A 22,753-nucleotide genomic window follows, 5' to 3' on the forward strand; every position below is an offset into this window, starting at 1 on the left:
TTGTCCTCCTTAGGAATAGTGATATTCCTTCATTCGTTCATTAAACCACTGTTTTAGTTCCGCATACGGTACATATAAAAGCTGCTGCTCTAATTCCATTTGCTCAAGTCTTCGCTTATAAACACGAGCTTCCGAAAGAGAACGTTTTGGTGCATTACTAACTACAGTTGTCAGACCATCCTCTATTGTAACAAAACCCAGCTCAAAAAACACGTTTGTCATGAATTTTATTACTTCCACTTTCAACCCAATTTGTTGCGCCAATTGCTGGATGTGCAATTGCAGATTGAATCCTGGCCTTTTTTTCAAAAAGCCGTAATACCAGCCGAAATGCTCTCTTGTCGGCATTCCATTGAAATATTTCGAATCAGGCGTATAAAAAACGGCGTACACTCTCTTCGGTTTCCCCTGATTTAAGAGCGCTTCTAAAATTTGTCCATTTTGAGGCAAATCCAATAATACAATTTGGGATGAAACGTTTTTTATGGAATCTTCCTCAGAAATCAGTTGAATATTTTGGGAAAGTTGTTCTCCGAAATAATCAACTGTTGATTGTTGGAACGCAACAAAGGTACATTCTTTCTCGGACAAGGTATGCAGCCATTTATTTGTTTGGTTCTTTCCGCGATAATCATATAGCTGCCATTCTTTCGTTTCAACATCTTGTATTATAAATTGTGCCTTTTTTTTCCCTTGCCATTCATTGATTTGCAAATCTCCAGCAAACGAAAGCTGCACCCCATAGGTCATTTCATCATATAAATATCCTTTATTGAACCCGATGGCATCAATGGAACCATGTCGGTCCTCCAATTCGATTTTTAAATGATTCTCTCCGGCGCCAATTCTTCTCATTGATCGTATTTGGACATTTTGCAGAGCGTAAACCGGTTTTGCAAATCCGGTGCCAAAAGGACCAAGCTGCTTAATTTCTTCAATGGCGTCTACTGTAATTTCACTGATTTCCACCGGTACGTCGATGGCAAGCTTTGGCGTTAACAATTCTTCCGTTAGGCATTGCGAGGCTTGTTCATGCAGACGGTTTCTCAGTTCCGCTACATGTTCCATCGCAAAGGTCATTCCGGCAGCCATAGGATGTCCGCCAAAATGAGGAAGGATTTCCTTGTTTTTTGCAAGTTCTTTATACAGGTGGAATCCTTCAATACTTCTTCCGGATCCTTTTGCCGTTCCTTTTTCAGGATCAATCGATAATACGATGGTCGGTTTATAATATTTCTCCACCAATCGAGAGGCAACAATCCCGATCACTCCCGGATTCCATCCTTCTTGGGCGATGACTAAAACGAGTGAATTTGAAATCGTTGGATCATTTTCAATCATTTGGATCGCTTGTTCTGTAATGGAGTTAACCAGCTCTTTTCGTTCAAGGTTTTTCTGGTTAAGCAATTTTGCGCCTTCTTGGGCTTCCATGTCATTTTCACTCATTAAAAAAGCCACGCCAGGAGCGGCATCGCCCAATCGCCCAATCGCATTGAGCCTTGGACCAAAGTAAAACCCAATTGCCTCTTCATTAATTTCTCGCTGTTTTACGCTCGTTACTTCACACATCGCCCGTACCCATGGATTAAGTGATGTTTTCAATTGTTTGATTCCTTGCTGTACAATATAGCGATTTTCGCCAAGCAGCGGCACTAAGTCCGCCACCGTTCCAATTGCTGCAAATTCAACTAAATGTTCGGGCACTTCCCCGTATAGAGCATGCGCTAGTTTAAAGGCAACGCCAGCACCAGCCAATTCTCCAAAAGGATAATGCCCTTCCGGTACTCTCGGATGGATGATGACATCCGCAGGCGGCAGGATTTCCCCCGCTTCATGGTGGTCCGTTACGATCACATCCATCCCCAGTTCCTTCGCAATGCGAATCGGCTCAATCCCGCTTATGCCATTGTCGACAGTAATAATCAGTTTTACCCCATCTTCATAGGCTTTTCGGAAAAGTTCTTCATGAGGACCATAGCCATGTGTAAAACGATTTGGGATGCAGAATTGGACATCCCCCCCCAAATCCAGCAATACATTCATCATGATGGTTGTGCTGGTAATTCCGTCCGCATCATAGTCTCCATAAATCAGTATTTTTTCACCATGATTTAAGGCGTCTTCAATTCGCTCTACCGCTTCTTTCATGCCGTTGAGCAAAAATGGGTCGTGCAGATTGGAAGTTTCCATATGTAAAATGGATTGCGCTTTCTCAACGGATGCGTATCCTCTAGTGATTAATATTTTTGCAGCAAGCGATGATAGTTTTAGTTCTCTTTGTAGTTGTTCAATGGATTCTTGTTCCGGCTGTTCGACAATCCACTGTTTTGCTGATTGGATCATTTTTTCACTTCCTTAAGTTTTCATTATACCGAAAATCATGGTTAACTACTAACCTCGAAAATTAGTTTAATTGAAAAATAATAGAAAACCGATCGATTCATAGAAAAAGACAAAGTGCAAAATTGCGCACTTTGTCCTTGAATTAAACGGTATTCATTATACCATTGGCTCGTCTGAACCCCATTGTTTTTTCTTTTTCTCTACATCCAATGTACCTTGTTTTTTCAGGCCTTTTTTCATGATTACATACCACAGCTGTGCCGAGATATAGATTGAAGAATAAGTACCTGCAAGCAATCCAAGGAATAATGCGAACGAGAAGTTTCTGATTGCTTCTGCACCGAATAGCAACAATGCAATAACGACAAACGCTATGTTTAATACAATGTTAACTGAACGGGCAAGTGTTTGTCTTAAAGATTTATTGACGATGGTTGCAAGTTCATCTGCATCTTCGATTTTCTTCACGCGATCAAGATTTTCACGAATCCGGTCAAAAGTAACAATTTTATCGTTAATGGAGTAACCAACTACCGTCAGTACTGCTGCGATAAATGTTACATCAACTTCAAATCGAGTGAAACTAAAGATGGCCACCATCAAAATAATATCATGCAATACACCAATGATTGCGGCAACACCCATGCGCCATTCAAATCGAATCGCCACGTAGATAATAATGCCGATTGCTGCATAGAACAATGCGTAAATGGCATTTTTCACAAGCTCTTGTCCCACGATGGAAGATACGGCACTAACATTTGGATCGGCACCAAATTCAGCATGCATTTCTTCTTTTAATTCCAGAATTTCCTGTTGCGAAAATTCTTCTTTATATTGAATCGCTGCAATATTGTTGGATTCACCAGAAATCGAAATATCATCAGATGGGTAACCCAGACTTTCCATATAGTCGGATACTTGCTCTTCCGTAAGCTGCTCATCAGCCAGGATTTCAACACGTGTACCACTTGAGAAGTCAATGCCCAAGTTCAATTTAAAGATTCCCAGAACAATCATGCCAGCTAAAATTAAAACGATTGAAATTGTAAAATAACGTTTGCGTGTATGTACAAAATCAAAGCGATCGAATGCTGTTGTTAAATCGAGCGAGCTCTTATTTTCTTCAATTGAATGTATTTTAGACTGCTTAACGCCGAACCAGCCTGGTTTGTTATCGAAGTATCCGCTTTTCACCAATAGGCCAAGCAATATACGCGATCCCCAAACCGCTGTCAGGAAGCTGACTAAAATACTGATTACCAAGATTGTTGCAAACCCTTTTACCGAGCTTGTCCCAAAGAAGAATAATACGATCGCAGCTATAAATGAAGTAACGTTCGCATCGAGAATGGCTGACCATGATGAACTTGTGCCTTCATTGAAGGCCTGCTTCACGGTTTTGCCTATTCGAAGTTCTTCTCGAATTCTTTCAGCGGTTAAGATATTGGCATCAACCGCCATCGCAATACCCAATACAATACCCGCGATACCAGGTAAAGTAAGTACGCCGTTAATCAGGACAAAGATTAAAAGATTTAAATAGATATAAACGACTAATGTTATATTTGCTACAAGACCAGGTAATCGATAATAGAACAGCAAGAATAAGAAAATTAATGCTGCCCCAATAAGACCTGCATAAACAGTAGCACTAAGCGCATGCTCACCGAATTGAGCGCCTACAGATGTTGAATAGACCTCTGTAAGTTTAACGGGCAATGCCCCGGCATTTAACACACTTGCAAAATCCTTTGTCTCTTGAACAGTGAAATTACCGCTGATCATTACATCAGTTGTATTTAATACTTGATCTACAGCTGCTGCAGAAATGAATTTCGGATCAGGTTTTTTCGCTTCAGCTGCATAGGAGTCTACTCCCTCTTCAAAATCCAGCCATACAACCAACAGGTTTTGGCCAGGGGGCATTTGCGAAATCTTTTGTGTCACTTCGGCAAATTTAGCTGCATCTTTTAATGTAAGTGTAACGATCGGACGGTTTTGTTGATCAAAAGAAGCTGCAGCGCCACCCTCTTTTAGGTCAGTTCCGTCTAACAACAAATTGTCATTAACATCCCTGAAAGATAAATTTGCCGTACTTGATAGCAACTCACGAGCAGAGGATTGGTCATCTATTCCTGCTAGTTGAACACGAATTCGATTTTCGCCTTCAACTTGAATGCTCGGCTCACTTACACCAAATTGGTCAATACGGTTTGTAAGCGCCGTTGTCGTATCGGTTAAGACATCCTTTGTTATTTTCTCTCCATTAAGTGGTTCTACTTCGTATAAAACTTCAAAACCACCTTGTAAATCAAGCCCGAGTTTTACATCTTTTAAAACTCCTTGTACCGTTGCACCCATGCCAGCAAACAATACTGCTACCACCAATACAAAGGTAAAAATTCGGCTTTTTAGCTTCATCTGTAAATCCTCCTCAAATTTGTGCACGCAAGATATGCATACACAATAGAAAAACACGATTACTGGATAATCGTTGTGGCGTTCGTGCCTGATTATTAGATGGAACATCAGTCATGAACCAGCTAGCGTTTTCTATCTGACTATGAAATGTGACCATTCGATTTATCCGGACAATTCGAATGTGTTTATGTAACAAGATAATTATGAGACACGTTTAGCGAACTGTCAAACCAATCATTGCAGATTTATTTGTTGGAATCGGCAACTTTTGGGTTTAAAAGCTCTTGCAATTCATTTTTATTGATGTCGCTGAACCAATTTTCGGTCCGGAATTGTTGAATCTGAAATTGGCTTACCAATTCGGACGGTTTAATAGAAAAAATGGTTTCAACAATTTCGTATAAATGTAGATCTTCCACATTTTTCTTTCTCCATTTTTTTTGTACGCAAAAGTTCCAAATATCTTCCAGCACAATTCCCTCATAGTTGTAATAGTTGATTTCATCCAATTTGCTTTCTAATACGGGCAAAGCCTGTTTGTATAGCTGTTCATACTGAATCAAGACAATCCCTCCACCCATTAGTTTTAACTAACGACCACCAAGCATACAAATATTGTATCTGAAATTTCTTGAAATGAGAAGGGATTGAATGAATGAGTTCATTTATGAAAGGGACCGTATTTTTAACGTTTGTCATTTTTTTATCTAAACTATTCGGCTTTATATATAGGATGCAATTTATGCGTGTTGCGGGAGAAGAAGCTGTAGGGATCTATATGACCTCCTATCCGGCTTTCATTTTCTTCGTGTCGCTGCTTCAGCTCGGCATCCCCATTGCGGTGGCAAAAGTGATCGCCGAATTGCACGCCAAAAGAAAAGATGGCCAGCTCGCTTCGGTCATGAAAACAGCATCAAGATGGTCTTTTCTTTCCATCGTCATCTTCATGCCTTTATTATTTTTGTTCATACCATATTTAGCTGGGACGCTTTTACATAACGAAGCAACAAGTCTAACGCTTTATATTGCTTTAGGCGCCGTGCCGATTGTCGTATTTTCCGGGTTGATCAGAGGCTACCTGCAAGGTATTGCGGTCATTTCCGCGACGGCTTGGTCACAGATGCTTGAGCAAGTCATACGCATAGGCTTTATTACCCTGCTTTTGCCTTACTTTGCAACGCCGGACAACCCAGCCTTGACAGCTGCCTATGCTATGGGAATTACAGTTATAGGCGAAGTGTTCTCATTGCTTTATTTGTACATTCACTATCAATATGAGAAAAAGAAAGCAAAAAAATCTGCAGAACAAAAAGCTTATCCTGCAATGCCATTGCTAAGGATTGCTGTCCCATCTGCAGGAAGCCGGTTATTTGGCACGTTCACTTGGTTTTTGGAGCCGATCGTCTTTTTAAAAGCACTTACTGTTTCGGGGCTGACGGCAGTTGGTGCTACAACTTTGTACGGGGTTATTTCGGGTGTACATGTTCCATTGCTGTTATTCCCTTCTTTTATTCCCAACGCTTTGGCCATCGTATTGATTCCGGCAGTAAGTGATGCGGTAGCTAGAGGGAATTATCAATTATTGAATGAACGAATTGGCATTTCTTTGCGGCTGTCGTCTTTGGTTGGGTGTTATGCAGCAGCTTACTTTTTCATTCATGGCGATGAACTGGCAATGAAACTTTTCCATCTTGAAGAAAATCGGGGTTTCATGAAAATACTCGCACCGATTTTTTATTTTTATTATATTCAAAGCCCGCTTCAATCAATTTTGCAAGCAGTCGATGAAGCTCGCCCGGCCATGATGAATTCCATTTATGGAGGACTGGGAAAACTATTTGTGATGTTTGTGCTGGCCTCGCAGCCATTTATCCAAGAATTTGGCGCCATCATTGCAATCGGTTTTGGTGTTTTGGTAACTTCCTTCTTGCATATGGCTACCCTTCGAGGGCATAAAATGATCAGCGCCGGTTTCCGATTTTTTGCCATTCCATATGGCGTTTTTATGTTGACTTGCATTATACAAACCTATTTCATCCCGAAAGTTTCATTTGGTTTTTGGACAAATAGTGCATTGACTTTATTGATTTTAACATTGCTTTTACTCTTGACCAACCAAATCAGATGGAGCGATTTTAAAGTGGTGCGCTCAATTTTCTCCCGTGGTCTTTAATTGAACATGGAATTGGCCGTTTTCGTAGCAGCAATAGAAAATTTCCTCCACTCTCTTTTCATAGCCATGTTTTTTCAATTGCTGCGAAAGCCAGTTTCGGTCTTTATTCATAAGTTTCAAGTGGTTTTCGACGATATAGCCATCCACAATGAGAGGCAAAACAAGCGGTTCGTCGCTTTTAAGAAAAATCGACAATTTCCCGGAAGCTTCCAGAAAAGCAAAGTCGATTTGTTGTACGGAGTGGATTCTTTCCTCCCTCATTTGCTGAAATAAATCATCCAGATTATAACGTTGTTTTTTCATTTCACTCTGGTTTATCACACCGTCGCGAACAATGAGTGAAGGATCTCCATCGATTAAATCCCGTACTTTCTTGCTCTTTAAAGTAATTAAGGAATTTAAATATTGTATAATCAGTAAAATAATAATGGGCAAAATATATTGAAAAATGGGTTTTTCCATATCTTCCAAGGCAAACGCCACACATTCGCCGATCAACACAAAAATGACCAGATCCATGATGCTCAGTTCGCCTACTTCTCTTTTTCCCATTAAACGAAATACAATCAATATAAAAATATACATAAATACAGTTCGCAACACGATGTTCATGTAAACTTCCATTCATGCAACACACCCTTCCACACCATTTTGGGCACATTGGATGGTAAGTATTCGCTAAAAATAAGAAAAGAACATTAAAAAGCTTGCTTCTCGGTTACCCAAGACAGCAAGCTTTTTTGTTTGTATTTTTATTCAGCTATAACTCGTCCAATTGCTTGACGCTCGAATTTCAAACGTGTTTTGCCATCTACGATAATATAAACAGCCGCATCTTCCAGAGCGTCGACTTCGCCATGAAGCCCTCCGATAGTAACAACGCGATCTCCACGCTTTAAATTATTTTGCATTTGGGCAGTTGTTTTTTGCCTTTTTTGAGCTGGACGGATCAAGATGAACCACATCGCAACGAACATAATAATAATTGGAAGTAAACCAACTAAAGTATCCATAATTTTATGTCCTCCTTTCTAAATCTCACTTCCTAAGTATAGTATAAAGTGGATAGAAAAAGCGATTTGAAACTATTATTTTTATGAAATTCCCTATACTTTTTCATATACATCACAATTTTGACAAAAAAGATTCTTTTTTAGAAATTTTTAGCATCCGGTTTATTAAACCCATATTTTTCGAAGAATTCTTCACGGAAGTCGCCAAGACGGTCTTCACGGATTGCTTGTCGAACTTGTTCCATCAAATTCAGCAAGAAATGCAAGTTATGATAGGTTGTCAGGCGAATACCGAACGTTTCATCTGTACGGATTAAATGGCGTATATAAGCACGCGAGTAATTTTTGCAAGTATAGCAATCACAATTTGGATCAAGCGGCCCGAAATCTCGCGCAAATTTCGCATTTTTCACAACCAAGCGACCCTCAGACGTCATCAATGTTCCATTGCGGGCAATTCGTGTCGGCAATACGCAGTCGAACATGTCTACCCCGCGAATTGCACCGTCCACCAAGGAATCCGGAGATCCAACACCCATTAAGTATCGAGGTTTATTCTCAGGCAATAGTGGCGTTGTATATTCCAGCATTCGGTTCATAATGTCTTTTGGTTCCCCAACGGATAAACCGCCGATTGCATAGCCTGGCAAGTCCAGTTCCACCAAAGCTTCAGCTGAACGTTTACGCAGCTCTTCAAACTCGCCGCCTTGCACGATTCCAAACAATGCCTGATCTTCCGGACGTGCATGCGCTTCTTTACATCTCTTTGCCCACCGTGTTGTCCGATCGACCGAATCCAGCATATATTCATACGTTGCAGGAAATGGCGGACATTCATCGAAGGCCATCATAATATCGGAGCCTAAATCATTTTGGATTTCCATCGCTTTTTCCGGGCTTAAGAAAAGTTTGTCTCCATTCAGATGATTGCGGAAATGTACGCCCTCTTCTTCAATTTTACGAAATTGGCTTAAAGAGAAAACTTGGAAACCGCCCGAATCCGTTAAAATCGGCCGATCCCAGTTCATGAATTTATGAAGACCGCCCGCTTCTTTAATAATATCATTTCCAGGACGCAGCCAAAGGTGGTACGTATTCGATAGAATAATGCCTGCTCCCATTTCTTTTAATTCTTCCGGTGACATAGTTTTTACGGTCGCTTGCGTTCCTACCGGCATAAAAGCAGGCGTTTCAATAGAACCATGCGGTGTATGAACAATCCCGAGCCTTGCCCCGGTCTGTTTGCATGTTTTGATTAACTCGTATGTTACTGCTGGTTTTGTCATTTTAGAATTTCCCTTTCTTGTGAAGTAAAGACAGTACTTCGTTTCATTTTAGGTTTCCCCGATTTTCCATTTCCAAATCCATTCAAAGGGAGTTCAAATACCCATTGAATTTAATGAACTTAGACTAAAAACGCTACGTCCTGTGTAACGTTTAAGTGACCACCCTCTTGCTCCTGCGGTTACTCGTCGCATAAAAGATTGCTCCTGCGGTTACTCGTCGCATAAAAGATTGCTCCTGCGGTTACTCGTCGCAAAAAGGATTTTGTTGGCCTATGCCTCCAGCAGATGCCAAGGCGCATTTGATTATTATGATTAGTCGCGTGAAGGTCGGATAAACATCGCATCCCCGAAACTGAAGAATCGATATTTTTCTTCCACTGCTTTATTATACGCATTTAAAATAATTTCTCTAGAAGTAAGTGCGCTGACCAGCATGACCAAAGTCGACTTCGGCAGATGGAAGTTTGTAATCAGGCCGTCGATTGCTTTATATTCGAATCCCGGGTAGATAAAAATACTAGTCCATCCCTGTTCCGCACGAATTTCACCATTATATTTATGAGCGACTGTTTCAAGTGTACGAGTTGAAGTTGTTCCAACTGCAATCACTTTTCCGCCACTCGCTTTTGTGCGGTTGATCATTTCAGCGGCTTCTTCCGATACACTATAAAATTCGGAATGCATGTCATGGTTTTCAATGGAATCCACACTTACCGGACGGAATGTTCCCAGTCCCACATGCAACGTGATAAAAACTATTTCAACGCCTTTTTCTTTTATCTGTTCCAGAATTTCGTTTGTAAAATGCAACCCAGCTGTAGGTGCAGCCGCAGAACCGATTTCTTTGGAATAGACTGTTTGGTAGCGTTCGCGGTCTTCCAGTTTTTCATGGATATAGGGCGGAAGCGGCATTTCGCCGAGTTGATCCAGAATTTCGTAAAAAATCCCTTCATAGCTAAATTGGAATACTCGTCCTCCATGATCCAATTCACCTGTACATGTTGCTTTTAACAAGCCGTCACCAAATGTAATTACCGTTCCAACTTTCACTCGTTTTGCAGGTTTCACCAACGTTTCCCATTCATCGTCATTGCCTTGTTTTAAAAGCAGAACTTCAATATGGGCACCGGTTTCTTCTTTCACGCCAAAAAGTCGTGCTGGCATAACGCGGGTATCATTCAATACCAGGCAATCCCCTTTTTGCAGTTCGTCTATAATACGGGGGAAACGATGATGTTCTACCTCACCTGTCTTGCGATCAACAATCATTAATCTGCTTGCCGTCCGATCTTCCAGCGGCGTTTGGGCAATTAATTCTTCAGGTAAATCAAAATCAAAATCTTCTACTTTCATATATACATCTTCTTTCATTATGTTTGTTCTGGGTAAGTATAACCAAAATGGTCATATGCTAATTTGGTTGCAATGCGCCCCCTTGGTGTTCGTTGAATAAAGCCCATCTGCATTAAATAGGGTTCATAAACATCTTCGATAGTCAGCCGTTCTTCGCCAATGGAAGCAGCGATCGTATCAAGTCCCACCGGTCCTCCCCTAAAGCGTTCAATCATGCTTACCAACAATTTATGGTCAACATGATCAAGCCCTCTTGGATCGACTTGCAATAATTCAAGCGCCTGATTGGCCAGTGTATGTGAAATGGAGCCATCGCCGATTACCTGCGCATAATCCCGAACCCGCTTTAATAAGCGGTTGGCAATGCGCGGTGTTCCTCTCGAACGACATGCGATTTCCCTTGCGGCAAGCCGGTCGATTTCTATATCAAATAATTGACTGCTACGCAGGACGATTTCTTCCAATGATGCTTCATCATAGAAATCCAGTCTCAATAATACACCGAAACGGTCTCGCAATGGAGCGGACAACGCACCTGCCCTCGTTGTAGCGCCAACCAATGTAAATGGCGGCAAATCAAGCCGGATCGACCGTGCTTCAGGTCCTTTTCCTACTACAATATCCAAACAGAAGTCTTCCATGGCAGGATAAAGCACTTCTTCAATTGCTCTTGGAAGTCGGTGAATTTCATCTATGAATAACACATCCCCAGGCTCCAGGGAGCTTACAATGGCAGCTAAATCGCCCGGCCGTTCAATTGCAGGGCCGCTGGTGAGTCGAATGTTAACATCCATTTCATTGGAAATAATCGTTGCAAGGGTTGTTTTCCCCAATCCCGGGGGCCCGTATAAAAGGACATGATCCAGACTTTCCTTGCGAAGTTTTGCAGCTTCAATAAAAATGTTGAGACTTTCCTTGACTTTATGCTGCCCGATATATTGTGTTAACTTCTGTGGTCGGAGTGATAATTCAAACTGCTCATCAAATTGATTGGCTTCACTTGAAATGATTCGTTCAGTCATAATCCCTCCTCCTTACTTTAATTTTAGCAACAATTGCAGTGCTTGTTTCATATAGCCTTCAGTTGTGGATAATTGATCGTTTTCTTCCAGGATTGGGCGAATTTTCGTCAATTCCTTATCGGAATAGCCCAATGCGGTCAAGGCAAGTATCGCTTCTTCCAATTCTTGCTGATTTGGATTCACGCCGAACAGAGGCAGTTCATCTTCGGAACTTGGCAATTCCACTTTTTCAAGCAATGAACCAAGTTTCCCTTTTAAATCCAGAATCATCTGACGGGCTGTCTTTTTGCCTACCCCAGGGAATTTTACCAGAAAGGCTTCATCTTCCATTTCGATGGCCGAGATTACTTGCCCAGGATTTCCGGTAGCTAAAATGGCCAGCGCCCCTTTAGGCCCAATGCCGGAAACCATAATCAGCTTCCGGAATAATTCCCTTTCATCCAGCGAACGAAAGCCGTATAACAGTTGTGCATCTTCCCGAACATGCATATGTATAAAAACTTGCTGTAGTTCTTCCTTTATGCGAAAAGCAAATGGATTGGGCGTATAAATCTGCCATCCAATTCCTTGTTGTTCCAAAACGATAAATTCAGGCGTGATTCGCTTGAGTTGTCCAATTATATAATCATACATCAATATCCCCCTCATTCACTGCATTAAATTATAACATATGTTCGCGTATACCCCGAGCAAATTCTACTCTAATGCGTTAAAAAGACCGCCTTAAATCAGGCGGCCAAGCTCATTCAATTTTAAAGTTGCTTCTTGGGGTGCTTGCAGCTAATTTTTCGGTTTCCATGATTAAATCAGGCCAATGCCTTAACGCTTTTTCCGTGAATGGCATTAAATAGTCTAAGAAGGCTTCTCGCTCATATTTTCCGAGCTGCAGCACATATAACCATTCACGCAGCAATTCGTTGGGATATTGCAAAAAGTTGATTTTAGGTAAGCACAGCGTATATAAATAGGGATTTTCATTTAATAACTTTTTCAAATTATAATCGATTGTAGGCAGCACCCTGTGCATCCATAAAATCATTTCTTCGGCGGAGTCCCCAACAACCGCTAAATCAAAGTCGATTAATTTCATTTTTTTATCTTTGCAAATCAAGAAATTGTGATGCACTACATCACCATGCAGCAAGGTTAGTTTCCCATTAACCATTTGCTTTTGCTTCCGCATTTGTTTCAACACCCTACTGGCATACAGCGTAATATCATAATAAGCATGCTGCAAATACGGAAGCAACTCTTTTTCGTTTATGATAAATCGTTCCAGCCGAGCATTCCATTTTTGATAAAGCCGTTGTTTCGGAAGTATAACCTCATTTTTCCAATCAATTTTATCACTCGTCTCATGCAAAGCCTGCAAGATTTTGAAACTTTGCTTGCGATGCGAATCATTTGAAAAATCAGCGCTAAAACTCCCATGTTGCCAGTATTGAATTATTAAATCTTCATCCTTGCTTTTTACTAAAGGTAATATATATGGAAACTTGATGCTCTCAAGCTGACTATGAATGGTTTTCACTTTTTCCGCCACATTGAGATGATCGTATTTTTTTATGAATAATGTACCCTTTGATGTCTCCTTCTTCCATATATTGCTTTTGATTTGCATTTTTTAATAATTCCAAGGTTTGTTATGTGGTGGATATGGATTCATGTAGGGATATCCCTGACAATTCTGTTCGTTCATGTGCTGTGGCATTCCATGCTGCATCGACTCTGGCATTCCATAGTGCATTGGGGATTGCCCATATGGTTGTTGAAAATATGGATAAGCGCCGCTATTTCCATAGTCGTAGTCTTCCTCATTGTAACCTGCTACTTGGCCTTGATCTGAAACGCTCTCTTGTTCAGCAGATTCCTCATAGGCTTCCGGCATAACGCCTTGCTCATAATGCTCATCCTTCATTTTGGCTTTCATTTCCGAGGAATCCAATAGCCAATCAGGCAAACCATCCGATTCTTCATCATAATCCATTGCTGGCGCAATATCCGACATCGGCGCCATATCATAGTTCGGTTCAAAATATGGCATACCATAAGGCATCATTTCTTGTGGATATCCACTTCCCCCACATCCGCAACCATATTGAGGCGGCATCATTTGATAGCCCTCTAGTTGCTGCGGCATGAATTGCTCGTGCTGCGGCATCATCATCTCATGATGAGGCATCATCTCGTGTTGCGCCATCATCTCATGATGAGTCATCATTATAGGTTGCTGTTCATGGCATCCACACGGGGATGGTTTAAAGTGACGCTTTTTGTGGCAACCGCATGGTTTATGGTGGCATTGTTTTTCAGGGCACGGACAAGGCTGTGGTTGATGATAGATTGGATGCGGAACTGGTACATAAATAATTTGCGGTTGAGGTACCGGTACATATTCTACTTCTTTTTCTACATTGGTTTCTACTTTCGTTTCTACTTGCTGCTGTGGTGCCGGCACATTAATAAAAATTGGCTGCGGCACTGGCATTGGCATTGGCATCGGCTGCGGTGCCGGCATCGGAACATGTTGTTCCGGTTGCTGGAAGTGCATTTGCGGCGCAAAATCAAATTGGAATTGCGGCATTAATTCTACTTGCGGCATAGGCATTGGTTGTGGTATTGGTATTGGCATTGGGGCTGGAACAGGTGGTGGAATCGGTGCAGTTTCTTTTACTTTTGGTGCTTCTTTTACTGGTTTGATTTTTTCTTTAGGCTGGACAGGTCGAGTTAAATGTTCCTTTGGTGCCGTCATCCTTTCCTTTGTTGACATAGGAGCTGTTCTCTGCTCTTTAGTCATTGGTGCCTTATGTGTTCCTTGTGTACCGTGTGTTCCCGGATTCGAATCAGGTAAGATAATTTCCATTCCCGGAACGATATAATCAGGATTCGCCAAATGTGAGTTTAAGCCTTTCAATTCTTCAAGTCCAATGCCATAATGTTTTGCGATACGCCAAAGTGTTTCACCTTTTTGAACAATATGAACTCCCACAAACATCCTCCTTTTCTCGTTTTATAATATGTGAGGCAACTGAAAAGGACACAAAAAATAATAAGCGGCTTTCACTTCACGCATTAGAGTATCCATACTTCTTCACACAGTGAGTCAATCATAACTATTGCTGTTCAGCTGTTAGCCATAAGGCCACCGCTTCTGCAGACAAGGCAAAAAATTTGCATTTTGCATAGCTGAGTCAATAAAAATCAGACGCTAATACGTAAGGGCGCATTTGATTTGTTCCTCGTGTTAAACTATGAATAATAGAGTAAAGGTTATACATGAAATTTCTTATGAAAGAGGGTTCACCATGAAAAAAATGTTGGGCGAGAGCCGTCGCAATGAATTGCTCCATTTACTAAAGAACGCTGATCACCCTATTACAGGGACGGATTTAGCTAAATACGCAAATGTATCGAGACAAGTGATCGTAAACGATATGAATTTATTAAAAGCACGAAATGAACCAATTGTTGCAACAAGTCAAGGATATATTTATATGAAGCTTGATGTTGGACAAGAAACTTTTGAGCGAAAAATTGTTTGCCTACATACAGCAGAACAAGCTGAAGATGAAATGTTGACAATCGTGGATTGTGGCGTCACCTTAAAAAATGTTATTGTCGAGCATCCGGTATATGGTGAAATAACGGCTTCCATGATGTTGTCAAATCGCCATGATGTGGTTAGTTTTTTAAAAAATGTAAAAGAAACCAATGCAAATTATCTATCTGTTCTTACTAATGGTACACACCTTCATGTAATATCGGCCACGTCAGAAGAATTATTGGACCGAGCTGAACAAATGTTGCGGGAAAAAGGATACTTGGTAGAAAATTAGATATTCCCATGACACCAAAATGGACCACTCGTTTGGAGTGGCCCACTTTACTTCTAAATAAATCGTTCTAAATCTTCCTTGTTTGGAATTTTGCACTGAGCGTTCTTGCGTAATTTATGCCGATTTTTGGCCACAAGATCATACATCGCATTGCGAATGGGGGCAGGAATCAACAGAAAAATAGAAGGGATCTTCCAAGCTCCATCAAGCTTCCTGCAGATGTGAAATACAGCTGTGGACTTCAAATAACACCGATTGTTTTCAATATAAACCATACTATCGATATTTTTAGGTAGGCTGTACTTTTCCGATAACATTTTTCCCGTTTCGCTTTGAAGGGAAGCAAATTTAAACTGCTTTCTCGAATCCCGTTTTATAATGAATTGAACACCACCATGACAAAAATTGCAATCTCCATCAAATAGAATAATGTTCATGTCCATTCCCCATTTCGTTTCATTCTGGCTTTAGATCAAATACACCTTTGCGTATTTAAAACCAAACCCTCACCGCAATCATATATCTTTTCCACACAGCTCACAATTTATGGAAGTGGAGAATTCTACTGAATTAAGTTAAATATGTATAATATGTTCCAACCGATTTCACAGTACAGCCAAGTACAGCCAATTCTTCCATTGCCCCTTTCATCATGGGATTATGTTCATCCGCCAATATATCCATTATAAAGAAATATTCGCCGAGACCTGTTTTGAGAGGGCGTGATTCAATTTTGCTTAAATCCAATTTACGCCAAGCAAAAACAGAGAGCACTTGATGCAGGGCACCTGAAACGTTCACAGGCAATGTTAGCATTAACGTGGTTTTTGCGATACCGTCCGACCCCTCGATTGGCAGGCGTGTATTGGTTTTGGATAATACCAGGAAACGTGTGTGATTAAAGTGGAAATCATGAATATTTTTTTCGACAATTTCCAAATCATATTTTTCTGCGGAAGATGTATTGCCAATCGCCGCTATACAGCGTTCCGGATGCTCCGAAACATATTTTGCCGCTGCCGAAGTGGATGAGTACTGGTGAAGCGGTACGTTGCTGAATCGATAATATAAATACTTATGGCATTGAGCCAGTGCATGCGGATGAGAGTAAATTTCTTCGATTTTTTCCCAATGATTTTTTTGAGCTTTATGTACCATTAAATGCTGCTGAATCTTGGATAGCCCTTCCGCGACCACAAATAAATCTGATTCATGGTATAAGTAATCAATCGTCAGCGTTACTGTCCCTTCGATTGCATTTTCAATTGGCACTACTGCTAAATCTACTTTTCCCGTAGAAACCGCTTCAAAACATTCGGGAATTGTGGTTAAGGGAATAAGCTGCTCTTTTGGAAATAAATTTTTCGTCGCTAAATAGGTAAATGAAGCTTCAGGTCCTAAATAAGCAATCTGTTGGGGATTTTCTTGATTTTGCACTTTTTTACCTCCTGAATTATTTAACAAGTTTTATTTTTCAATCTTTTTACTTTTGAAAAAGAGAGAGCAACTATGGCTTCATCGCTCTCTTCAAAAGTTTTTGCTTATTATAATGCCCCTGAACTTATTACTTCTGCTGATTCTACAAACTCCAGTTTTTTCAGTTGTTGAATCAATTCATCGAGTTCAATCTCCATGCTGGTTACATCCAAGGATAACGTAACATTCGCTCTTCCTTGTATAGGGATGGTTTGATGGATGGTTAAAATGTTGCAGTGGGCTTCGGAAATAATTTCCAACAAATTGGCAAGCGTTCCTTTTTCATCTTGCAATTGAATGAAAATCGTTAATATTCTCTCGCGTACAATGGAGTGAAAAGGAAAAACGGCATCCCGATATTTATAAAATGCACTACGCGATAAATCTACTTCTTTTACTGCATCCCAAATTGAAGAAACTGCCCCGCTTTGCAATAAATGCTTAGCCTCCAACGTTTTTTGCATTGCATCCGTCAGTACATCTTCACGAACTAAATAATATCGTTGATTTGCAACGTTTTTCATACTTTCCCTCCAAAATCTGCATCTTAGAAAAGCGCAAGCACCCTGCTTTGCACCGCGCCCGGCGAAAACGCAACGTCATATGGCATCACCGACATAACACATGTCGAGTAAGCTTTAAGCGCTGGCTCGATCACAAAGCTTTTTTCGCTTTTGAAAAGGGGCTAGGGGCTTGCGCTAGACACATTTAGTTAATCAAATTCGCCTTGGCGTATTTGTACCTGTCGCTACGCTATCGGTACAGCCAAAACATATGCGACTGCCGCTACGCTTTCGTCGCAGTCAAAACATTTGCGTCCAGATTTTATCGAGCGAGCTCGATAAACTTCCTTTAAAAATCTGTGACATCCGCCGGAGGCTATAGGCCAACAAAATCCTTTTTGCGACGAGTAACCGCAAGAGCAGGATGTTGGTCACTTAGACGTTGTACCTGCCGCTGCGCTATCGGTACAGTCAAAAGATTTGCTGCTGTCGCTTCGCTTTCGCGCAAAAAACATCTGCCACAGGACGTGGCGTTCTTAGTCTAAGTTCCTTAGTTTCAGCAGAGTTTGAACCCCATTGAATTTATTTAACTTTTGCAATCATCTCACCTCTTATAGAGGTGGGAGTCTTGTGCTGAATGAAGTTATCTACTCTATAAATTCAAATTCAAATTCCAGCAAGCGAACAATGTCGCCGTCTTTAGCGCCACGCTCACGCAATGCGTCATCGACACCCATTGCACGCAATTGTCTTGCAAAGCGTCGAACGCCATCTTCACGGCTAAAATCAGTCATTTTGAATAGGCGTTCAATGGAATATCCAGACAATACGTATGCACCATCATCATCACGAGTAACTTGGAAATCTTCCCCTTTTTTCTCGTGTTTATACAGTACTGTTGCGTCGCTATCTTCAGCGATTACCTCATGCAATTCAAAATGAGGCGTTACTTCGAGCAAGTCTGCAATTTCAAATAATACCGGTTTTAACCCTTGGCGAGAAACAGCGGAGACCGGGAAAACTTTAACTGAATCGCCGACTTTTTCTTTAAACGTTTGCAGGTTTTCTTCTGCGTCAGGCATGTCCATTTTGTTTGCAACAACAATTTGCGGTCTTTCCGTTAAGCGTAGATTATATTGCTTCAATTCTTCATTGATTGTTACATAATCTTCATAGGGATCGCGGCCTTCCATACCGGACATATCGATTACATGAACAATTACGCGTGTTCTTTCGATATGGCGAAGGAATTGCATACCCAGGCCGACACCTTGATGGGCACCTTCAATCAGACCTGGCAAATCAGCCATTGCAAAGCTACGTCCATCTTCCGTTTCAACCATTCCCAGGTTCGGGACAATCGTAGTAAAATGGTATGCGCCGATTTTTGGTTTTGCTGCAGATACAACTGATAGAAGCGTTGATTTCCCTACACTTGGGAAACCAACCAACCCTACATCTGCCAACACTTTTAATTCTAATATAACATTTAACTCCTGCCCTGGCTCACCTTTTTCGGCAAGTTCCGGTGCCGGATTAGCCGGTGTTGCAAAACGGCTATTGCCGCGGCCTCCACGTCCGCCTCGTGCAATAATCGCCCTTTGTCCATGCTCTACCAAGTCTGCAATGACCGCTTGTGTTTCCTCATTAATCACAACGGTTCCTGGTGGCACTTTAATGACATTGTCGTTTGCGTTTTTACCGTGCATTCCTTTACTCATTCCATGCTCTCCGCGCTCGGCTTTGAAATGGCGCTTGTAGCGGAAGTCCATTAGTGTGCGCAGACCTTCTTCCACTTCAAACACGACATTTCCGCCATGCCCACCGTCTCCACCTGCAGGACCACCATTGGGTACATATTTTTCACGGCGAAATGCGACCATCCCATCGCCGCCGTCCCCACCTTTTACATAAATCTTGACGTGATCGACAAACATTCCATTCACTCCTATTCAATGCTCAAAGCATACTTCCACTGATTTGCAGTTTGTTCATATGTTTGAACGTGTAAATTATTTTTCTTTTCATGTTTAAACAATTGAGCCTCCCATTTCCCTTTTAAATCAAAAAGAAATAGGAAATGATTTTCATCCGATTCAATTGTGATATCTAGTTGCTGTTCAGTAAAAGGATCTAGCCGATCATAAACATGAATAACTGTCTTTTCTAAGTATTCTACAATTAACTCATCTTTTTTCATATCAACCGGCGAAGAGATACTGCTTTTTAAAGTAATTTGAAAAGCGGGATATCGCCATTGCAATGTTTGCAGCCATTCCACAGTTTTGGGCAATTTCAACTTAGCAAGATTTGAAAGAGTTTTGCTTTGCTCTGAATAGGCGACAATCATCGATTTTGCTTCTTCTATTTTATCCATATCCAAGTACATTTTAATGAGTTGTATTTGATTCATAAAATCATGGTTCGCAAATCTTAAAACTTCACTGATTGAAAGTGTTTGAGTTTTCATACTGTCCTCCAAACATTAGAGAAATTCCAACTAAACGTCTTTATTAGTATAGCAAGTTTTTCTATTTTTCGCCTTTCATTGCGCCAACCATGTAGGAATACTATAAGAAAATTTCAGTTATCCAAAGCAAAAGAAGCAAGGGTTGCTTGTCGATATGACTCGCCTGTCGAACTCTAAATGATAATTAGACTCGTTCTAGTATTGTATTTCTTGGAACAACTTATAACACTAGATAAGACTCGCTCACGCGGTTCTTTTGCAAACCACTCAACACAAGCTTTTATCGCACTTAATAAAAAGGCACATTTGCCTAAATTCATTATGAAAACTAGAATCGCCCCAAGAGCAATAACTCCTATTAAATATTGGTCTTAACACAAGAAAAAGGACTGCTGGCTAGCAGTCCTTTTAGTAAAGTATGATTAAGCTTCTTGAGCTACTGGGTAAACACTAACTTTTTTCTTGTCGCGGCCTAAACGTTCGAATTTCACAACGCCGTCAACTTTAGCAAAAAGTGTATCGTCTCCACCACGGCCTACATTAGTACCTGGGTAAATTTTTGTACCGCGTTGACGGTAAAGAATTGAACCACCAGTTACGAATTGACCATCCGCACGTTTTGCTCCAAGGCGTTTTGACTCAGAGTCACGTCCGTTCTTTGTAGAACCTACCCCTTTTTTCGAAGCGAAAAATTGAAGATCTAAAGAAAGTAACAATTTCATTTCGTTCCACCTCCTACTAGTCTACTTGGTTGTAGTTAATTTGGATGTATTGTCCGTAAGTTTGAACCATCGAGTAAACTTGAGCAGTCATCACTTGGACAATGAGCTGTAATTTTGCATCGACTTCTGCATCTATATCAGCAGGAAGGTCTACACGAAGATAGCCTCCGCCTTCTGTTGCTTGTTCGATTTTCGGTTCGATTTGCAATAATGCGTAAATCGCATTTACGGTACCTATGGCAATCGTAGATGCTCCAGCACATACTAAATCTTTACCTGTTTGGTCATACTCGGCATGACCGGAAAATTCAAATGAAGATACATGTCTATTTTCATCATGATGAAGTGTAACAGTAATCATTCATTCACCTCTTAAGCGTTGATAGCTTCAACAACTAATTTCGTGTAAGGTTGACGATGACCTTGTTTGCGACGGTAGTTTTTCTTCGCTTTGTATTTGAATACAGTAATTTTTTTTGCGCGTCCTTCTTTTACAACTTTCGCTGTAACAGTAGCACCAGCAACCGTTGGAGCACCAACTTTAACTGTTTCTCCACCTACGAATAAAACTTTATCAAAAGTTACGACTTCGTCAGCTTGAACTCCTAGTTTTTCAACATAGATTTCTTGTCCAGCTTCAACTTTGATTTGTTTTCCACCAGTTTCAATAATTGCGTACATTAAAATGCACCTCCTCTTAGACTCAGACTCGCCTGTAATGAAAGGTGATCAAAAGATGCTTGTAACCTTTCCAGAGCGGTTGTAGCACGGGTGCTACAAACAATAACAGTAAAATACTATCACACTGCAACGTTTCAAGTCAACCGTTTAATGACATGTTTTTCGAATGCAAATCGATATTTTCGATAGCGCCATTCATTTACAAGCTGTATTAATAAAAAAATGCTTAAAACAAGTAAAAATAGAGTTTTTGGCAATAAAATAAATGCAATAAAAACAGACAGTATGATTAGCAGCAAAGAGATTGACAAGTACAATTCAACCATTCGTATGCGGGGCCGGAAAATAAGAATCAGCGCCATGATAACCCGCCCGCCATCCAATGGCCATATGGGAACCATATTAATGAACAGCAGGATCAATTGAATTTTAAGCAAAGGATCCGCAACGAGCGGATCCAGGAATGGCGTAATTGCTATACAGCAAAGGGTTGCCAGCGGGCCGCCCAACGCAATGATTAGCTGTTTTTTTGGCGGAATGGAAATCCCGCCTTTTAATTCAATTTCTCCACCGTATGGCATGATCACGCAGCGTTCTACTTTAATTTTGCAAAGAGCTGCTGCAGCCATATGTCCAATTTCATGAAAAATAAGAGAGGATAATATAAGTGCATAATAAGAAACATTCCCATACATAACCATACCAAAAAGAAGAGGCAAAAATAATGGATGAATTGTCATACGCCTCATGATTGCGTATGCTCTTTCATCCATTCTAACGTTTGTTCCATGTTTAAAACTTTTCCGCCGTTTTCTATTTTTATATAAAGATCGCCTGGTTTTTTATTCGCTAGCGGGCTCCCTCTTTCAATGGATGTATATGGCAATAATGAAAACGAATCCAAATACCCGTAAGTCACTGTGGTATCATCCTCATAATAGACTGAAATCGTTTTCCCGGTATTTTTTGTATGGCCTGTATAGACAACAAGTCCATTTTCGATGGCAAGGATTGGAATTGAATGTTCAAAAGTTAAGAGATAGCCATTATCATAAGGCTTTGCTGCTACGAATGAAAGCAGTTCAACATTTACAGATTCCGTCGATACGGTAATTTTCTTATCCGGTTCTTCACCAAAAACTTCCCTCAGCAAATTGCGCATAATCGTTAAATCTTCGGAACTGTAGACAATTCCTTTAATATCTACTGCTATTTGCCCTCGCTCTTGGAGCTGGACACCTACCAATACAACGGCGCAGAGAACAATAGCTGCAATCCATTTCCACTTCTTGTTCACTACCTCATCCATTCTCTCTTTTTCATAGTATATGAAAGATAAGAAAATAGGATTCTTTTTAAAATAAAAAAGAAGCTGTCCAATTACGTCGAAGCAGATGCCGGGAACAACCTCCGAACAAAGTGCTGCAGCCATGTTTCTAGCCGGCAGCATT

General features: G+C 40.8%; 23 protein-coding genes and 1 other annotated feature. Of the genes, 2 read left to right on the forward strand and 21 right to left on the reverse strand.

Annotated features, from left to right (window positions below):
* Nucleotides 1-9 precede the first annotated feature (9 nt).
* The 3 genes from recJ to D1B33_RS07220 form a co-directional block, all read right to left on the reverse strand.
* Nucleotides 10-2,343, reverse strand: coding sequence for a single-stranded-DNA-specific exonuclease RecJ (gene recJ / locus D1B33_RS07210; RefSeq protein ID WP_118875688.1), 2,334 nt, complete (start codon nt 2,341-2,343; stop codon nt 10-12).
* A 156-nt stretch (nt 2,344-2,499) separates the two neighbouring features.
* Nucleotides 2,500-4,767, reverse strand: a complete 2,268-nt coding sequence (gene secDF / locus D1B33_RS07215) for a protein translocase subunit SecDF (RefSeq protein ID WP_118875689.1) — start codon at nt 4,765-4,767, stop codon at nt 2,500-2,502.
* A gap of 245 nt (nt 4,768-5,012) precedes the next feature.
* Entirely contained in the window at nt 5,013-5,330 is a 318-nt protein-coding gene (locus D1B33_RS07220) for a post-transcriptional regulator (RefSeq protein ID WP_118875690.1), read from the reverse strand.
* Nucleotides 5,331-5,422: 92 nt separating this feature from the next.
* Here D1B33_RS07220 and D1B33_RS07225 point away from each other — a divergent pair, with 92 nt between their 5' ends.
* Nucleotides 5,423-6,940 (forward strand): putative polysaccharide biosynthesis protein, encoded by a 1,518-nt coding sequence (locus D1B33_RS07225; RefSeq protein ID WP_118875691.1) that lies wholly within the window; start codon nt 5,423-5,425, stop codon nt 6,938-6,940.
* On the opposite strand, the gene D1B33_RS07230 is transcribed toward D1B33_RS07225, so the two are convergent.
* From D1B33_RS07230 to D1B33_RS07265, 8 genes are all read right to left on the reverse strand, one after another.
* Nucleotides 6,917-7,564: a DUF421 domain-containing protein gene (locus D1B33_RS07230; protein ID WP_118875692.1), complete on the reverse strand. Its 648-nt coding sequence runs from the start codon at nt 7,562-7,564 to the stop codon at nt 6,917-6,919. The genes D1B33_RS07225 and D1B33_RS07230 overlap by 24 nt on opposite strands.
* A 128-nt stretch (nt 7,565-7,692) precedes the next feature.
* On the reverse strand, nt 7,693-7,953 hold the full coding sequence (gene yajC, locus D1B33_RS07235; protein ID WP_118875693.1) for a preprotein translocase subunit YajC: 261 nt from the start codon (nt 7,951-7,953) through the stop codon (nt 7,693-7,695).
* Nucleotides 7,954-8,093: 140 nt separating this feature from the next.
* Nucleotides 8,094-9,239, reverse strand: coding sequence for a tRNA guanosine(34) transglycosylase Tgt (tgt, locus tag D1B33_RS07240; RefSeq protein WP_118875694.1), 1,146 nt, complete (start codon nt 9,237-9,239; stop codon nt 8,094-8,096).
* A 312-nt stretch (nt 9,240-9,551) separates the two neighbouring features.
* Nucleotides 9,552-10,592: a tRNA preQ1(34) S-adenosylmethionine ribosyltransferase-isomerase QueA gene (gene queA, locus D1B33_RS07245; RefSeq protein ID WP_118875695.1), complete on the reverse strand. Its 1,041-nt coding sequence runs from the start codon at nt 10,590-10,592 to the stop codon at nt 9,552-9,554.
* Nucleotides 10,593-10,609: 17 nt separating this feature from the next.
* Nucleotides 10,610-11,614 (reverse strand): Holliday junction branch migration DNA helicase RuvB, encoded by a 1,005-nt coding sequence (gene ruvB / locus D1B33_RS07250; RefSeq protein WP_118875696.1) that lies wholly within the window; start codon nt 11,612-11,614, stop codon nt 10,610-10,612.
* A gap of 12 nt (nt 11,615-11,626) precedes the next feature.
* Complete coding sequence (gene ruvA, locus D1B33_RS07255) at nt 11,627-12,247, reverse strand: Holliday junction branch migration protein RuvA (RefSeq protein WP_118875697.1); 621 nt, start codon at nt 12,245-12,247, stop codon at nt 11,627-11,629.
* 109 nt (nt 12,248-12,356) lie between these two features.
* On the reverse strand, nt 12,357-13,235 hold the full coding sequence (locus tag D1B33_RS07260; RefSeq protein ID WP_118875698.1) for a phosphotransferase: 879 nt from the start codon (nt 13,233-13,235) through the stop codon (nt 12,357-12,359).
* Nucleotides 13,236-13,238: 3 nt separating this feature from the next.
* A complete protein-coding gene (locus D1B33_RS07265) occupies nt 13,239-14,603 on the reverse strand; it encodes a LysM peptidoglycan-binding domain-containing protein (RefSeq protein WP_118875699.1) in 1,365 nt (454 codons plus the stop codon).
* Nucleotides 14,604-14,919: 316 nt separating this feature from the next.
* Between D1B33_RS07265 and D1B33_RS07270 the strand changes: the two genes are divergently transcribed.
* Nucleotides 14,920-15,450 (forward strand): transcription repressor NadR, encoded by a 531-nt coding sequence (locus tag D1B33_RS07270; protein WP_118875700.1) that lies wholly within the window; start codon nt 14,920-14,922, stop codon nt 15,448-15,450.
* Nucleotides 15,451-15,503: 53 nt separating this feature from the next.
* Here D1B33_RS07270 and D1B33_RS07275 read toward each other — a convergent pair whose 3' ends face one another.
* The 10 genes from D1B33_RS07275 to D1B33_RS07320 form a co-directional block, all read right to left on the reverse strand.
* Nucleotides 15,504-15,887, reverse strand: coding sequence for a thiol-disulfide oxidoreductase DCC family protein (locus D1B33_RS07275; protein WP_199677373.1), 384 nt, complete (start codon nt 15,885-15,887; stop codon nt 15,504-15,506).
* Nucleotides 15,888-16,020: 133 nt separating this feature from the next.
* Nucleotides 16,021-16,887 carry a prephenate dehydratase gene (gene pheA / locus D1B33_RS07280; RefSeq protein ID WP_118875702.1) on the reverse strand — a complete coding sequence of 289 codons (867 nt, stop codon included), beginning with the start codon at nt 16,885-16,887 and terminating at the stop codon, nt 16,021-16,023.
* A 107-nt stretch (nt 16,888-16,994) separates the two neighbouring features.
* Complete coding sequence (locus D1B33_RS07285) at nt 16,995-17,450, reverse strand: ACT domain-containing protein (RefSeq protein WP_118875703.1); 456 nt, start codon at nt 17,448-17,450, stop codon at nt 16,995-16,997.
* Nucleotides 17,451-18,076: 626 nt separating this feature from the next.
* Entirely contained in the window at nt 18,077-19,366 is a 1,290-nt protein-coding gene (gene obgE / locus D1B33_RS07290) for a GTPase ObgE (protein ID WP_118875704.1), read from the reverse strand.
* An 11-nt stretch (nt 19,367-19,377) separates the two neighbouring features.
* Complete coding sequence (locus D1B33_RS07295) at nt 19,378-19,899, reverse strand: Spo0B domain-containing protein (protein WP_118875705.1); 522 nt, start codon at nt 19,897-19,899, stop codon at nt 19,378-19,380.
* Between the two features lie 422 nt (nt 19,900-20,321).
* A complete protein-coding gene (rpmA, locus tag D1B33_RS07300) occupies nt 20,322-20,621 on the reverse strand; it encodes a 50S ribosomal protein L27 (RefSeq protein WP_097072742.1) in 300 nt (99 codons plus the stop codon).
* Nucleotides 20,622-20,637: 16 nt separating this feature from the next.
* Nucleotides 20,638-20,982: a ribosomal-processing cysteine protease Prp gene (locus D1B33_RS07305; protein WP_118875706.1), complete on the reverse strand. Its 345-nt coding sequence runs from the start codon at nt 20,980-20,982 to the stop codon at nt 20,638-20,640.
* Nucleotides 20,983-20,993: 11 nt separating this feature from the next.
* Complete coding sequence (gene rplU / locus D1B33_RS07310) at nt 20,994-21,302, reverse strand: 50S ribosomal protein L21 (protein WP_118875707.1); 309 nt, start codon at nt 21,300-21,302, stop codon at nt 20,994-20,996.
* 14 nt (nt 21,303-21,316) lie between these two features.
* Nucleotides 21,317-21,393, reverse strand: a sequence feature (ribosomal protein L21 leader region).
* Nucleotides 21,394-21,436: 43 nt separating this feature from the next.
* Nucleotides 21,437-22,051, reverse strand: coding sequence for a site-2 protease family protein (locus D1B33_RS18620; RefSeq protein WP_233549407.1), 615 nt, complete (start codon nt 22,049-22,051; stop codon nt 21,437-21,439).
* Entirely contained in the window at nt 22,048-22,752 is a 705-nt protein-coding gene (locus D1B33_RS07320) for a M23 family metallopeptidase (RefSeq protein ID WP_118875708.1), read from the reverse strand. The genes D1B33_RS18620 and D1B33_RS07320 overlap by 4 nt, the downstream gene beginning before the upstream one ends.
* Between the last annotated feature and the right edge of the window lies 1 nt (nt 22,753).

This window comes from Ureibacillus yapensis (genome assembly GCF_003515775.1).
GTDB classification, from domain to species: domain Bacteria; phylum Bacillota; class Bacilli; order Bacillales_A; family Planococcaceae; genus Ureibacillus; species Ureibacillus yapensis.